The organism is Thalassospira mesophila (genome assembly GCF_002115755.1).
In the GTDB taxonomy this organism is placed as follows: domain Bacteria; phylum Pseudomonadota; class Alphaproteobacteria; order Rhodospirillales; family Thalassospiraceae; genus Thalassospira; species Thalassospira mesophila.
In genome coordinates, this window is record NZ_JFKA01000006.1 from 62,312 (window position 1) to 76,236 (window position 13,925).

At 55.1% G+C, this 13,925-nt stretch carries 11 protein-coding genes; 1 reads left to right on the forward strand and 10 read right to left on the reverse strand.

Going from position 1 to position 13,925, the window contains the following annotated elements; all coding sequences use genetic code 11:
* Positions 1 to 69 precede the first annotated feature (69 nt).
* The gene (locus tag TMES_RS14210; protein WP_143589665.1) at positions 70 to 1,866 is read left to right on the forward strand and encodes a ShlB/FhaC/HecB family hemolysin secretion/activation protein; all 1,797 of its coding nucleotides are present in this window, start codon (positions 70 to 72) and stop codon (positions 1,864 to 1,866) included.
* A gap of 79 nt (positions 1,867 to 1,945) precedes the next feature.
* On the opposite strand, the gene iolG is transcribed toward TMES_RS14210, so the two are convergent.
* The 10 genes from iolG to TMES_RS14260 form a co-directional block, all read right to left on the reverse strand.
* A complete protein-coding gene (iolG, locus tag TMES_RS14215) occupies positions 1,946 to 2,938 on the reverse strand; it encodes an inositol 2-dehydrogenase (RefSeq protein ID WP_085583680.1) in 993 nt (330 codons plus the stop codon).
* Positions 2,939 to 2,949: 11 nt separating this feature from the next.
* Entirely contained in the window at positions 2,950 to 4,452 is a 1,503-nt protein-coding gene (locus TMES_RS14220; protein ID WP_085583682.1) for a CoA-acylating methylmalonate-semialdehyde dehydrogenase, read from the reverse strand.
* Between the two features lie 36 nt (positions 4,453 to 4,488).
* On the reverse strand, positions 4,489 to 5,292 hold the full coding sequence (gene iolB / locus TMES_RS14225) for a 5-deoxy-glucuronate isomerase (RefSeq protein ID WP_085583684.1): 804 nt from the start codon (positions 5,290 to 5,292) through the stop codon (positions 4,489 to 4,491).
* On the reverse strand, positions 5,292 to 6,197 hold the full coding sequence (gene iolE / locus TMES_RS14230; protein ID WP_085583686.1) for a myo-inosose-2 dehydratase: 906 nt from the start codon (positions 6,195 to 6,197) through the stop codon (positions 5,292 to 5,294). The genes iolB and iolE overlap by 1 nt, the downstream gene beginning before the upstream one ends.
* A gap of 4 nt (positions 6,198 to 6,201) precedes the next feature.
* Positions 6,202 to 8,031, reverse strand: coding sequence for a 3D-(3,5/4)-trihydroxycyclohexane-1,2-dione acylhydrolase (decyclizing) (gene iolD / locus TMES_RS14235; protein WP_085583688.1), 1,830 nt, complete (start codon positions 8,029 to 8,031; stop codon positions 6,202 to 6,204).
* Positions 8,028 to 9,938: a bifunctional 5-dehydro-2-deoxygluconokinase/5-dehydro-2-deoxyphosphogluconate aldolase gene (locus TMES_RS14240; RefSeq protein ID WP_085583690.1), complete on the reverse strand. Its 1,911-nt coding sequence runs from the start codon at positions 9,936 to 9,938 to the stop codon at positions 8,028 to 8,030. The genes iolD and TMES_RS14240 overlap by 4 nt, the downstream gene beginning before the upstream one ends.
* Positions 9,938 to 10,717, reverse strand: a complete 780-nt coding sequence (locus tag TMES_RS14245; protein ID WP_085583692.1) for an ATP-binding cassette domain-containing protein — start codon at positions 10,715 to 10,717, stop codon at positions 9,938 to 9,940. Before TMES_RS14245 ends, TMES_RS14240 begins: the two co-directional genes overlap by 1 nt.
* A complete protein-coding gene (locus TMES_RS14250; protein ID WP_085583693.1) occupies positions 10,717 to 11,814 on the reverse strand; it encodes an ABC transporter permease in 1,098 nt (365 codons plus the stop codon). Before TMES_RS14250 ends, TMES_RS14245 begins: the two co-directional genes overlap by 1 nt.
* Positions 11,815 to 11,902: 88 nt before the next feature.
* Positions 11,903 to 12,859, reverse strand: a complete 957-nt coding sequence (locus TMES_RS14255; protein WP_245835440.1) for a sugar ABC transporter substrate-binding protein — start codon at positions 12,857 to 12,859, stop codon at positions 11,903 to 11,905.
* Between the two features lie 205 nt (positions 12,860 to 13,064).
* Positions 13,065 to 13,889: a MurR/RpiR family transcriptional regulator gene (locus TMES_RS14260; RefSeq protein ID WP_085583695.1), complete on the reverse strand. Its 825-nt coding sequence runs from the start codon at positions 13,887 to 13,889 to the stop codon at positions 13,065 to 13,067.
* Positions 13,890 to 13,925 lie beyond the last annotated feature (36 nt).

Consider the following 13,925-nt stretch of genomic DNA (forward strand, 5'->3'; position numbering starts at 1 on the left):
CCATCTTTGTTAGCAGACATAACGTGCATAAGCAGCGTCGTGAGGGCGCTGTCTGAGGGGGAAGACATTTTGGCGTTCAACAGCCGTAACATAGCGGGTATGCCCGGTTTGGCCGGGCAGGTGGGAGCCCGTACTTTGGGGCGGGTGCTACGGGCTGCTCTTGTGGTTGGGGGCTTTGCGGGGGTTTGTTGGGGCGGTATGATGGGCAATGCCCTGGCCCAGCAGGCACCGAAAAGCCTGCAAAGCGAACAGCAAAGCAACCCGACGGCAAATATCATCCGCCAGGAGCAGCGCCAGAAACAGATCAATGAATTTAACGGCTTTGAATTGCCCGAAATTGTTGATGGCAGCCCGGATTTTACCCCGCCCAAAGCCGGAGCAGGGGCGAAGTTTACGGTGCAGCGGTTTGATATTAACCGGTCGGAAATTCTCGAAGATCAAACGATTCGCGATGTTTTGGCAAAATATGTTGGCCGTCCGCTGTATCTGGCAGATTTGTACGATATGCTGGCCGAGTTCAACGAGCTTTACCATCAGAAGGGCTTTGTTACCGCGCGCGCCTATATCCCGCCGCAAAAAATCGCTGGCGGCGAAGTGCGGGTTATTCTGGTTGAGGGCCGTGTTGGCCACCTGCGTGTCGAGCAGAACGACTATATGCTGAGCGATTATATCGCTAGCCATTTGCACATTGAAGAAGGCGATCTGGTTAGTCTGGATGTTTTGGAAAAGGCACTGGGCCGGTTTAACCGCCTAAACCAGACCAAGCTGACGGCAAAGCTGGAGCCGGGGCAGGAATTTGGTCAGACCGATATTGTCGTGACGGCCAAAGAACCCGACCGCATGGCCTATTCGCTGTTTATCGATAATTACGGTGCGCTTTCCACCGGGCATCGCCGCAGTGGCGGTTATGCCCGTGCCAATAGTGTGTTTGGGATTGATGACCCGCTAACCGTTGGCGTGACAGAATCACGCGGGTCGCGGTCGGTTTTTACATCCTATGAAGTGCCGGTAAGTTCCTATGATACGCGTCTGTCAGTGGGGTATACCCAAACACGTATTCATATCATTGATGGCCCCTTTGCCGATGACCCGGCCGATCCCGATGTTTACGGGCAAACACAGTTGATCACGGCATCGTTAAAACAACCGTTTATTTTGTCGCCACACTGGTTGCTGAATGTTGATTACAGCTATAATGGCAATGTTTCTTATACCACCTTTGGCGCAGCCCTGACGGAAACCTGGATTAACCGGCATTCGGTGGGTGTGGATTTTAATTATTTGGGCGATACCGGCTTTTATTCATTCGGCTTGCGTGGTTATCGGATGTTTTCCCATATTCGCCAGGCTGAAACAGAATACCGTGTGACCAGCAAATACACCGCCAATGCCTTTGCCTATCAACAGCTTGGCGGGCCGTTTACAGCGCAGGTCACCGCCGGAGGACAAATGACCAAGGACCGTGTTTTGCCACCCGCAGAACAGTTTTCGGTTGGCGGGGTTGGCACCATGCGTGGTTATGAACCCGGTGCTTTTTCCGGTGATGACGGTTATTTCATCGATACCGAACTGCATTATAATTTCAACTTCCCGACCGAATTCTCGAAGGGAAAACCTGAAAACACGCAGGCCAGTGTTTATGTATTTTTCGACCATGCCGGGGCATTTCGTTATCGTGACGGCTCCCAAAATGATCGTTACCGCCGTGAAGATTTCACCAGTGCAGCGGGTATTGGTGTGCGGGTGAATAACTTTGTCGGTATTGGCGCGCTTGATGCCGCGTTTTTCCAGGATCTGGATTACAACACCAATAATGATGAAGCCCGTAAACCCAGTTTCCTGATCAGCTTGCGGATGAATTTTTAAGCCTGCTTTATCTGTTCGGACAACAAAAAGCCCGGCCGGATAAAACCGGCCGGGCTTTTGCAGTGCGTTGTAAAATTGATCAGGCGCCGGGTTTTACTGCCGCCCCGGTTTTAAGCGACTGAACCGCCGCATCGGCCAGTTCAAGTGCCTTTAGCCCGTCATGGCCGCTGGGGAAGGCCACGTTTTCACCATTAAGCATGTTGCAAAACGTGGTCAGTTCAAACCGGTAGGCATCGGCGTAACGCTGCATGAAAAAGTCCAGCAGCGGTTCGGTCGTATAACCATCGCCATTCGCAATCGTTACCGATGTTGCCCGGTGGTTTTCGGCCTGCACCATGCCCTTGGAGCCATGAACCTCAACGCGCTGGTCATAACCATAAGTTGCCCGGCGTGAATTGGTGATCACGGCCATTTTGCCGCTGGCTGTGCGCAGTGTCGCGGTTGCCGTATCGACATCGCCGGTTTCCTTGATCGCCGGGTCGGTCAGAACAGCACCGGTGGCAAAAACCTCGGTTATTTCTTCGCCCAGCAGGAAACGCGCCATGTCAAAGTCATGGATCATCATATCGCGAAACAGCCCGCCAGAGCGTTTGATATAATCAACCGGCGGCGCCCCCGGGTCGCGCGAGGTAATTTGCACCAGTTCCACATCGCCAACATTCCCGGCCCGAATTTCGGCATGGACACGGGCAAAGCTGGGGTCAAAGCGGCGGTTGAAACCAACCATCAGTTTGGTGCCAGTTTCTTCAACAACCTTCAGGCAGGCGCGTACGCGTTCGGCCGAAAGATCCACCGGCTTTTCACAGAAAATCGCCTTGCCAGCCCTTGCCGCCAGTTCGATCTGGTCGGCATGAAGGTCGGTCGGGGTGGCAATGATGACGGCACCAATATTGGCATCGTTCATAATTTCCGCGACCGTGGCGCGTTTGGCCCCGGTCAGGGCGACGGCGGCATCGGCCGCAGCATCCACCGGGTCATAAACCGCCGCAATTTTTGCATTGGGAACACCCAGAACAGCTTTGGCGTGGGTGATGCCGATACGTCCGGCACCGAGCAATCCGATATTAAGCATGGCTATTTTCCTTAACCAAGGGTCGGCATGGTGAATTCAGGGTCGGTGCGCTGGCCGGTGGGCCAGCGGGTGGTGGTGGTTTTAAGGCGGGTAAAGAAACGAACCCCTTCCATGCCATGCATGTGGTGGTCACCAAACATCGATGATTTCCAACCACCAAAGGAATGAAACGCCATGGGTACGGGGATCGGCACGTTAATGCCGACCATGCCGACTTCGATATCCTGGCTAAAAGCCCGGGCAACGTCGCCATCGCGGGTGAAAACCGCTGTGCCATTGGCGTATTCGTGGCTATGGATCAAATCAACGGCAGCCTGGTAATCCGCGCGGCGCACAACGGTTAATGCCGGGCCAAAAATTTCTTCGCGGTAGATTTTCATCTCCGGCGTCACATGGTCAAACAGGGTGCCGCCAATATAATATCCGTTTTCATAGCCCTGTTTGTCCTGGCGGAAATTACGGCCATCAACCACAATTTTTGCCCCCTCGGCCTCGCCGCTGTCAATATAACCGCGTACTTTTTCCAAATGCTGTTTGGTGACAAGCGGCCCCATATCGGATGATTTATCGGACGCCGGGCCAATTTTAAGGGCGTTAATTTTCGGCACCAGTTTTTCGACCAGTGCATCGGCAACCGCGTCGGTCACGGGGACTGCCACCGAAATCGCCATGCACCGTTCCCCGGCCGAACCAAAGGCCGCCCCCATCAGGGCATTAACCGCCATGTCGAGGTCGGCATCGGGCATAATCACCATGTGGTTTTTTGCTCCGCCCAATGCCTGCACACGTTTGCCATTGGCCGTGCCAGTTGTGTAAATATATTTGGCAATCGGCGTGGAACCGACAAAGCTGATCGCTTTGACATCGGGGTTGGCAAGCAAGGCATCAACCGCTTCCTTGTCACCCTGAACCACGTTGAAAACACCGGCGGGCAAACCGGCTTCGGTTAACCAATCGGCCATCAAAAGTGAGGCCGACGGGTCGCGTTCAGACGGTTTAAGGATGAAGGTATTGCCGCATGCCAGGGCCACGGGAAACATCCACATCGGCACCATGGCGGGGAAGTTAAACGGGGTAATCCCGGCAACCACGCCCAGAGCCTGACGGATAGAATGGCTATCAACACCGGTGCCAACATTTTCGGTAAATTCGCCCTTTAACAGGTGCGGCGCGCCGGTGGCAAATTCCACCACTTCCAACCCGCGGGTCACTTCGCCCAGGGCGTCGTCGTGGGTTTTGCCATGTTCGGCACTAATGGCTTCGGCCATTTGGTCGGCGCGGTCCCACAAAATGGTTTTAAACCGGTCCAAAATACGCGCACGGCGCAATGGCGGTGTTTTGGACCAGTCGCGCCAGGCGGCTTTGGCGGTGGCAACGGCTTGGTCAATCTCGGCGGTGGATGCCAGGGCAACGGTTTTTTCGGCTTCCCCGGTGGCAGGGTTAAAAACATCCTGCGACCGGCCCGATGTGCCAGCAACATGTGCGCCATTAATGTAATGGGCAATCTCGGTCATGGGTAAAATCCTTTGGTTTTGGGCATTCGCGCCAGCTTATTTGCTGTCGCGCTGATAAATCCAGTCGTGATCGGGGTGGTTCTGAAACCGCCATTTGCGCATCGGCCCGGCCATGACATTGAGGTAATACATCTCATAGCCATAAGGCGATCCACACGGGTGATGCCCCTTGGGCACCAGCACCACATCACCACTTTGCACCGCCATGGTTTCGTCAAGTGCGCCGTCTTCGGTGAAAATCCGCTGAAAGCCAAAACCCTGTTCGGGGTTGAGGCGATGATAATAGGTTTCCTCAAGATAGGTCATCTCGGGGTAATTATCTTCATCGTGGCGGTGCGGCGGATAAGACGACCAGTTGCCTTGCGGGGTGAAAACCTCGGTTACCAGCAGGCTGTCGGCGACATCGGATTCCTCCATCGCAATCGGGTGGATATATCGGGTATTGCCGCCTTTGCCGCGTTCCACCATTTCAATGTCGCGAATGACACGGGCGGGGTAATTGCCTTTGCCCGGTGCCGTGCAAACCGCAAGGGTGCATTTGGTGGTGGCCTGTGCTGTCCAGTTCGCGTCATTTGGGGCATAAACGCAATGGGGCGATTTGCGCTCAAACACGCTCATGCGGTCGCCAAGCTCGCCAAATTTCTGGTCATCGACCGAAATATCGGCGCGACCCTCCACCAGTACCAGAATAACCTCGCGGTCACCGGTGGGCTCAGACGCGGTTTCGCCCGGCTCAAGGTGATAAAGCCCAAAACCGACATAGCCCCAATTGGCCGATTGTGCGGTAATGTCATGCACCTTGCCGTGGGTGGCGGTGGGTTTGCGTAACAGGTCGGCCATCAGGCGTCTCCTTTATCCAGTCCGGTTTGTTGGGCCATCTCGCGCAGTGATTTAAGGCCTAGGGTTTGATATTTCAAAGGATTGCGCACCGCAGGGTCTTGTTCGGCTTCAATCACCAGCCAGCCCTGATAGCCATGGTCGGCGGCCACTTTTAAAACCGGTTCAAAGGCCACTTCGCCTTCGCTATCGCCCGGTACGGTAAACACGCCGCGCCGCACCCCTTCAAGGAAGCTTAATTTCTCACCTTCGACCTGTTTGCGAATAACGGGGCGCACATTTTTGCAGTGGATATGGCCAACGCGGTTCATGTATTTAACTGCCAGTTCTTCGGGGTTGGCCCCGCCAAACAGGGCATGACCGGTATCGAGCAGCAAACGGGTTGCCGGGCCGGTATGGGCCATGAACGCATCAATTTCATCGCCACTTTCAACAATCGTGCCCATGTGATGATGATACACCAGCGTTACCCCCTGATCGGCGCAATATTGGGCAATGGCTTCAACATCGGCACCAAATTTCTCCCATTGGTCGGCAGGCAAAACCGGGCTGTTGGCAAGGGGCATATCATCATTGCCATGAATGGCATTGGATGTTTCGCACACAATACACACCTTGCACCCCATGGCCTTGAGCAGGTCCAAGTGCGGCTGAATGGCCTTTTTCTCGTCCTCGACCGAATGGACCAGCAGGTTCAATGAATGCCAGCCCGAAACGAATTTAAGGCCGTTTGGTTCAAGGGCAGCCTTCAGGGCGGCGGGTTCGGTCGGCATTTTGTGGCCTTTTTCAATGCCGTCAAAGCCGATCTCGCCTGCTTCGCGCAGGCAGGTTTCAAGCGAAATGTCCGCGCCAAGGGTCTGGTCATCATCGTTGGACCAGGCAATGGGGTTTGTACCATAAAGAATCATGGGGCTAATCTCCGGGGCGCTGGTTCTTCAGCGCGTTTTGGTAATTTTTGTGGGCTTCGTTCACACCGGGGCGCACGGAAACTTCGGGGACGGCAACATCCCACCAGTGGCCGCCTGCCTCGGTCGAGGGCAGCGGATCGGTATCAATAACAATGGCATAGGATTTGGTTGCCGCGCGGGCACGCCCCATGGCGTCTTCCAGTTCGGCAATCGACGAAACCTTTTCGGCAATTGCCCCCATTGATGCGGCATGGGCGGTAAAATCAATGGCTGATGGTTCAACATGGCGGGCTGTATCAAGCAGATTGTTAAAACTTGCGCCACCGGTTGCCATTTGCAGCCGGTTGATGCAGCCATAGCCACGATTATCGAGAATAACCGTGATAATCTTGTGGCCCAGCATCACACTGGTTGCCAGTTCGGAATTCATCATCATATAGGACCCGTCGCCAACCATCACGACAACGTCCTGATCGGGCCGGGCCATTTTAACACCCACACCCCCGGCAATTTCATAGCCCATGCAGCTATAGCCATATTCAACATGGTAGCTGTTGGGTTTTGCGGTTTTCCAAAGTTTGTGAAGTTCGCCGGGCAGGCCACCGGCAGCACAGACAACAATCGCGTCATCATTCAGGCTGCGTTGAACAGCGCCAATGACTTGCGCGTCGGTTGGCAGGGCATTGCCCGTTGGCGTTGCCGTTGCGGCATCCACGGCGGCAATCCATTCGGCTTTCAGATGTGCATCGGGGCGATTTGCGCAATAATCACCCAGCGCGGCTGAAAGCTCTTCCAGCACGATTTTGGCATCGCCGATCAGGGGCAGGGCATTGTGTTTGCTGCCATCAAAACCGGTAATGTTAATGCCCAAAAGGCGACGGTTGGGATTTTTAAACAGCGACCAGCTGCCGGTGGTGAAATCCTGCAAGCGGGTGCCAATGGCAATAACCAGGTCGGCCTTTTCCGCCACCGCATTGGCACTGCTGGCCCCGGTGACACCGATGGAACCAAGGTTCAGATCGTCATCCCACGGCAAGGCCGATTTCCCAGCCTGGGTTTCGCCAACACCAATGCCGTGTTTGTGGGCAAAGTTGTGCAGGGTTGCGCAGGCATCGGCATAATGCACACCGCCCCCGGCAATAATCATGGGGTTTTGCGCGCCTTTAATCGCGCGAACCGCTGCTGCCAGTTCGTCCAGATCGGGGCGTGGGCGGCGCGCTTTCCATGTTTTGGGGGCAAAGAAGCTTTCCGGCCAGTCATAGGCTTGTGTTTGTACATCCTGACAAAAAGCCAGCGTTACCGGGCCGCAATCGGCCGGGTCGGTCAGGGTGGCCATGGCACGGGGCAGGGCGGTTAATAAGTGTTCGGGGCGGCTGATACGGTCAAAATAACGGCTGACCGGTTTAAAACAGTCATTGGCGCTGATCGTGGCGTCGTTGAAATCCTCGATCTGTTGCAAAACCGGGTCCGGGGCGCGGTTGGCAAACACATCGCCGGGGATCAGCAAAACCGGCAGGCGGTTAACATGGGCCAGTGCCGCAGCAGTTATCATATTGGTGGCACCGGGTCCGATGGATGTGGTTACCGCCATGGCGCGTTTGCGGTTCGATGCCTTGGCATAGGCGATGGCGGCATGCGCCATGCCCTGTTCATTATGGCCGCGCCATGTGGGCAGGGCATCGCCAATGCCGTGCAATGCTTCGCCAAGGCCCGCCACATTGCCATGACCAAAAATCGCCCAGCAGCCGCCAAAAAACGGCACATCATCGGCGTTATATTGCACACTTAAATACCGCACCATGGCCTGGGCGGCTGTTAAACGGATGGTTTTCACGCCGTTCCTCCGATGTTTTTGCGTGCCTGATCCCATGACTGGCACAGGGCACGGTATTTATCCGCCATCTGATTGGTGGCGGTTGCATCATCTATGGTGCCGGTCAGCCAGTCGCGGGCCGTTGCGGCAAAAATGGTCCGCCCCACGGCAAAGCCACGTACCAGCTTGTGGCGGGCGGCGGCGGCAAAGCTGGCGGCCAGTTCCTCGCTCGGGGCTTCAAGGCCCAAAACAACCACGCCCCGGCAATAGGGATCATTGCGCGAAATGGTGTCACAGGCATGACACCACGCCGCATCGCTTTTCATCGGTTCCAGTTTCCACCAGTCGGGATAAACCCCAATGTCATAGAACCGCTGAATGATTTTTGCCGTTGTCTGATCATCGCACGGCGCAACCTTTGAGGGAATGATTTCGAGCAAAAATTCCAGCCGATTGGCGCGCCCGGCATCAAAAAGGCGTAAAATGGTTGCTTCCTGATCGGCTTTCATATCGGCATCATCGTCGGGATGATAAAAGCACAAAACCTTGATCACGTTTTCCACCGGCCATTCGGCCAGTTTGCTGCCCAGATCGGGGCCGATTTCAAGTTGCAACGGGCGCGATCCGGGCAGTTCAACCGGTCGGCCAATCCATAATCCTTGCCCGGCGGCGGCATAAAGGGCATCGCGGCCCAAACGGCCATCGCATAACAGGCCATAACCGGGCTTGCCACCGGCCACGGTTTTAACCGCGTTCAGGCACAGCTTTTTAAACGGGCCGATTTTGTCGGGCGATACGCCCAGTTCATCGGCCATGTCTTCAAGCTGCATGCGGTGGTCAAAGGCAAACACCCGCATTTCCGGCCAGTCACCCGTGCGGTTGGTGGCCCAATGCACCTGTTCAAGTTCGCCATCATGGCGCAGCGCCGGGGTTTTCATGCCGCGCTTAAAGAAAAACTGCAATTCCTCCCAACTGGGATAGGCCGGGGTGCAGCCATGGCGCGATACGGCAAAGGCCCCGCAGGCATTGGCATATTTAAGGGTGGTTTTCCAGTCCTCGCCGGTCAGCCAGCCTTTTAGAAGGCCCGACATAAACCCGTCGCCAGCACCCAAAACATTAAAAACCTCAACCGGGAAACCGGGGCCGGAAATGCCGTCATCCAGACTGTTGCCAATCTCGCTACTAAAGGCCGACGCCCCCATCGGGCCACGTTTGCACACAAGCGTCGCCGATGAAATGGCGCGCACCGCACGTAAGGCAGCCAGCGTGTCGGTGGTGCCCCCGGCAATGTGAAATTCTTCCTCGGTGCCAACAATCAAATCAAACAGGTTTAGTGTCGCCTGCAATTCACCGGTGACTTTGGCTGATGCAATAAAACGGTTTTCGCCATCACCGTGCCCGGCAAGGCCCCAGAGATTGGGGCGATAGTCAATATCCAGCGCAGTTTTCGCCCCGTTGGCACGGGCCAGTTTCAGCGCCTTTAACACTGCAGCCCGTGTGCGTGGGTGCGACAAATGGGTGCCGGTAACGGTTACACAACGGCTGCTGGCAATATAATCGGGGTCAATATCGTCTTCGCACAGCGCCATATCGGCACAGTTTTCACGGTAAAATATCAACGGAAACTGTTCTTGGTCGCGAATGCCTAACAATACAAGGGCGGTCAGGCGTTCGGGGTCGGTAATGACGCCTTGCACATCAACCCCTTCGGCCACCAGTTGTTCACGAATGAACCGGCCCATATGTTCATCGCCAACCCGCGTGATCAGGCCCGATTTAAGGCCAAGCCTTGCGGTGCCACACGCCATATTGGTGGGCGAGCCACCAATATATTTGTTGAAGGATGCCATGTCCTCCAGGCGGCCGCCAATTTGCGCTCCGTACAGGTCGACCGATGATCGGCCGATGGTAATGACATCGAGCGTCATCAGATGGTTCCTCCCAGCGATCCTTCAAGTTCGGCCAGTTCCTGCCCGCCTGCCATCAAATCCTGTAATTCTTCGGGCTTGATGTCGCCGCGCTTGGCCGTGCCGTGGGTTTGTCCGCGGTTTAACACCGTAAACCGGTCGCCCACCGCCATGGCATGGCGCACATTGTGGGTGATAAATACAACGCCGATCCCGGCTTTGCGCACCCGGTCAATCGTGGCAAGAACATTCGATGTTTGCCGCACCCCAAGGGCCGATGTCGGTTCGTCCAAAATCAGAACCTTGGCACCAAAATGTACCGCGCGCGCAATCGCCACACTTTGCCGCTCGCCGCCCGAAAGGGTGCCAACCGCCTGATCGGCTTCGCGCAGGTTAATGCCCATACGGGCCATTTCTTCAAATGTGATGCGATGGGCAGTTTTAAAATCAATCCATTTAAACGGGCCAAACCCCTTGCGCGGTTCGCGGCCCATCCAGAAATTGCGGGTGACAGACATCAGCGGGATCATCGCCAGGTCCTGATAAACCGTGGCAATGCCGGCGGTCATGGCATCGCGCGGGGTGGCAAAGCTGACTTCTTTGCCATTAACGCGAATAACGCCGCCGGTTGGCTTATGCACACCTGACATGGTCTTAATGAAGGTCGATTTACCCGCCCCGTTATCACCGAGCAAACAGTGGCATTCACCGGCAAAAACATCAAAGGAAACGCCGCCAAGCGCAATCACCGGGCCAAAGTTCTTTTTGATGTTGTCCATTTCCATCAAGGGTGTCGCCATCACCGTTCTCCCGTAATCAAGCGGCGGATATAGGTGTTCATAATCACAGCCAGTATCAGGATTGTGCCCAGAAACACCCGAAACAACGAACTTTCGGCCCCGGCAAAAAACAGGCCCTGTTGCACGACACCAAATATCAGGGCCCCTAATGCTGCCCCGATGACAGAGCCATAACCGCCAGTCAAAAGGGCGCCGCCGATAACCACGCAAATGATGGCTTCAAATTCCTTGAGCAAGCCACGGTCCGCTGCGGCCGAGCCAAATTCCATCACCTGGCAGGTGGCAAAAACAGTGGCGCAAAAGGCTGTAAACATGAACATCAGGATTTTAACCCGGTCGACCGGCACGCCTACATAACGCGCGGCTTTGGCGTCCCCGCCCGCGGCGAAAATCCAGTTGCCAAAACGCGTGCGGGTCAGCAGGAAGTGGCCAAAAATCACCAGTACAATCGCCCACACCACCAGCATTGGAATGCCTTCAACAATAGGCTGTCCGGTGCGTGTGCCACGGGTAAAAGTACCAACCCAGCCCATATCGCCAAACCACTGAAACAGATCCTTGAAAATCACGCCGCCAAACAGGAACGCCAGCGGGTCGCCAACGGCGGCTTCTTTGACGCCCCCAATAATGGTCTGGCGGGTGGTGGAAATTGACAGCCAGATGGTTAAACCGCGCAGAATATATAAAAATGCCAAGGTAACGATAAAACTGGGCAACCCGGTTTTAATCACCAAAAACCCGTTTAAGGCGCCAATTGCCATTGCAACGACAAAGGCCGCAATGATGGCGGCCCATACTGGCCAGCCCATATGCACGGAAAGAATGGCGATGACGACACCGGAAAAGCCGATCATGGAGCCGACCGACAGGTCAAACTCGCCCGCAATCATCAACAGGCAGGCACCCACGGCAATGATGGCAAATTGTGCCGAAACCACGGTCCAGTTTTTGATGCCTTCCGGTGCGAACATACCGCTGTCGCCCGCGATCATCAAAAAGAACACAAAAACCAGAATTGCACCGCAAATCGCGCCCAGTTCGGGTCGGATCATGGCACGACGAAGGCTTGAGACTTGCTTTAATCGCTCGTCCGTCATGGCATTACTCTTGTATTTTGGGAAGGGAGAGTTGCCAGGGGGCGGTGACGTGCACACGCCCCCTGACGGGAGAAAAAAGGTTTAGCGATTAGCGATATTCGCCCGCATATTTTTCCACCAGGCCGATATTTTCCTTGGTGATAAAACCGGGACCTGAATTGATATCGCCTGACGGCAGAACGCCATAACGCACATAGTTGGTCAGGATGACAACCGGCAGATACCCCTGAAGGTAAGGCTGCTGGTCAATGGCAAAGTCGATATCGCCTTTTTTGATGCCATCAGCAATTTTGGCCGAAAGATCAAATGTGCCAAACGGGATCTGGCCGTTCAGGCCCAGTTCGCGCAGGGCATCCAGGGTTGGTTCAGCCGAATTCGGGCCAAGGGCCAAAACGGCCCCCACATCCTGATGGGCATTAAGATAGGCCGAAACCTTGTTTTTCACTTCCGACGGATCAAGCCCGGTATCAATCATCTGGTTGCCCAGATCGGTGCCAATCGCATCGGCAAAGCCACGGCACCGTTCAACCGACGCCGGGTTGGTGATGTAATGGTTCACACACAGGAAGGATTTTACACCCTTGGCGGCCATGCGTTTGCCTGCGCCAAAACCGGCGTCATATTCGGGCTGGCCCACATGCATCAGCGCGCCGAGTTCGTGCGATTGTTCGACCGTGCCGGAATTGATGGTAATAACCGGAATACCCTTGGCAATCGCGTCTTCGACCGGGCCTTTCAGCACGTTAAAATCGGCAATGGTAACGATGATGCCATCGGGGTTGGATGCAGCGGCCTGCTGCACAATGCGGGCCATATCGGCAAGGTCGCCGGTGGGCGGGTTGCGATATTCAACATTCACATCCATCTGGTCGCCCGCTACCTTGATGGCGTTTTTGATCACGTTCCACCAGCTATCGGAATCCGGTGCGTGACTGATCAGAACAAAATTTTCGCCTGCAGCCTGGGCGCTGGTGGCCGATGTGGCCAATCCGGCAAGTGCCACGGTTGTGGCGGCAATTGCGGTCAGTGTCTTTTTCATTTTCATCTTGGTCTTAGCCTCCCTATCGGCTTTTGGTCGTAACACCGTTGTAGGATCGGTGCGGTGGTTCCTGCCGTTGTCTCGGCATTTTGCTTTACGGTTTCTGGTTTATTGCGGCGAACCGCTTGGCAAAACGGGAAAGCGGGTTGCTTCCCCTTTTGTTTGCGTATGGAATTTTTATTCCATTAAAAATGAAATGCAACAAAATTTTCTATTTTGTTGTCTGGTCCCGCCTGGCACCAATTGCAACCGCAAGGGAAATCGCCAGCGAAAGTGTGGCCGAAAGGGCGCGGAACGCCCCCACATCAACCTCGGTCACATGCAGGGTCAGGGCGTGTAATTTTTGAAGCGGGCTGGTAATGGTGTCGGTTATGGCAACAATTTCATTGCCGAGTCCGCGTGCATATTGCGCCAGTTCCACGGTTTCCTGCGAATAGGGGGCAAAGGTGATGGCGATGAGAACATCACCTTTGCGAATGGTATGGCGGTGGTTCAGCTTGCCAACCCCGTCATGGAAAACAGCGGGAATATCCATTTTTTCCAACGCATAGGACAAATAGGACGCCACCGGAAACGCCCTGCGCAGGCCAATGATGTGGATCATCGGCGCATGGGCCAGCAAGTCCACAGCCTGTTCCAGCGTTTCAGGGTCAATCGAGGATGCCAGGTTTTCCAGCGATATGCGCCCGGCCTCGACAAATTCGGCCAGTAATGCCGATGGGCTATCAGCCCCCGATGCCTTTAAATTTTCCAGTCTTGTGGCGTAGTCCGGCCATTTCAGGGCATAGGTTTCGCGAAACATTTTTTGCATGTCGCTAAAGCCGGAAAACCCCATTAACTGGCAAAACCGCATAAAGGCCGATGGTTGCACACCGGCGGCAGATGAGAGTTCGGCCACCGTTGAAACCGCTATGCGGTCGGTGTTTTCGGCAATGTAATCGGCACATTGACGCAGGCGTTTGGGCATGGATTCGGAAATGTCGAGCAGGCGGTGATTAAATTCTTCCAACGAAACGGGGGCGGTTTGATCGCTCATGTCGTGCCTTTTTTGTTTTTTCTTGACGAATGACAT

Coding starts and splice junctions, on each gene's coding strand:
- iolG (WP_085583680.1), bottom strand. CDS start 2,938: ATGCTTAATATCGGATTGCTCGGTGCCGGACGTATCGGCATCACCCAC.
- TMES_RS14220 (WP_085583682.1), bottom strand. CDS start 4,452: ATGACCGAGATTGCCCATTACATTAATGGCGCACATGTTGCTGGCACA.
- iolB (WP_085583684.1), bottom strand. CDS start 5,292: ATGGCCGACCTGTTACGCAAACCCACCGCCACCCACGGCAAGGTGCAT.
- iolE (WP_085583686.1), bottom strand. CDS start 6,197: ATGATTCTTTATGGTACAAACCCCATTGCCTGGTCCAACGATGATGAC.
- TMES_RS14240 (WP_085583690.1), bottom strand. CDS start 9,938: ATGACGCTCGATGTCATTACCATCGGCCGATCATCGGTCGACCTGTAC.
- TMES_RS14245 (WP_085583692.1), bottom strand. CDS start 10,717: ATGGCGACACCCTTGATGGAAATGGACAACATCAAAAAGAACTTTGGC.
- TMES_RS14250 (WP_085583693.1), bottom strand. CDS start 11,814: ATGACGGACGAGCGATTAAAGCAAGTCTCAAGCCTTCGTCGTGCCATG.
- TMES_RS14255 (WP_245835440.1), bottom strand. CDS start 12,859: ATGAAAATGAAAAAGACACTGACCGCAATTGCCGCCACAACCGTGGCA.
- TMES_RS14260 (WP_085583695.1), bottom strand. CDS start 13,889: ATGAGCGATCAAACCGCCCCCGTTTCGTTGGAAGAATTTAATCACCGC.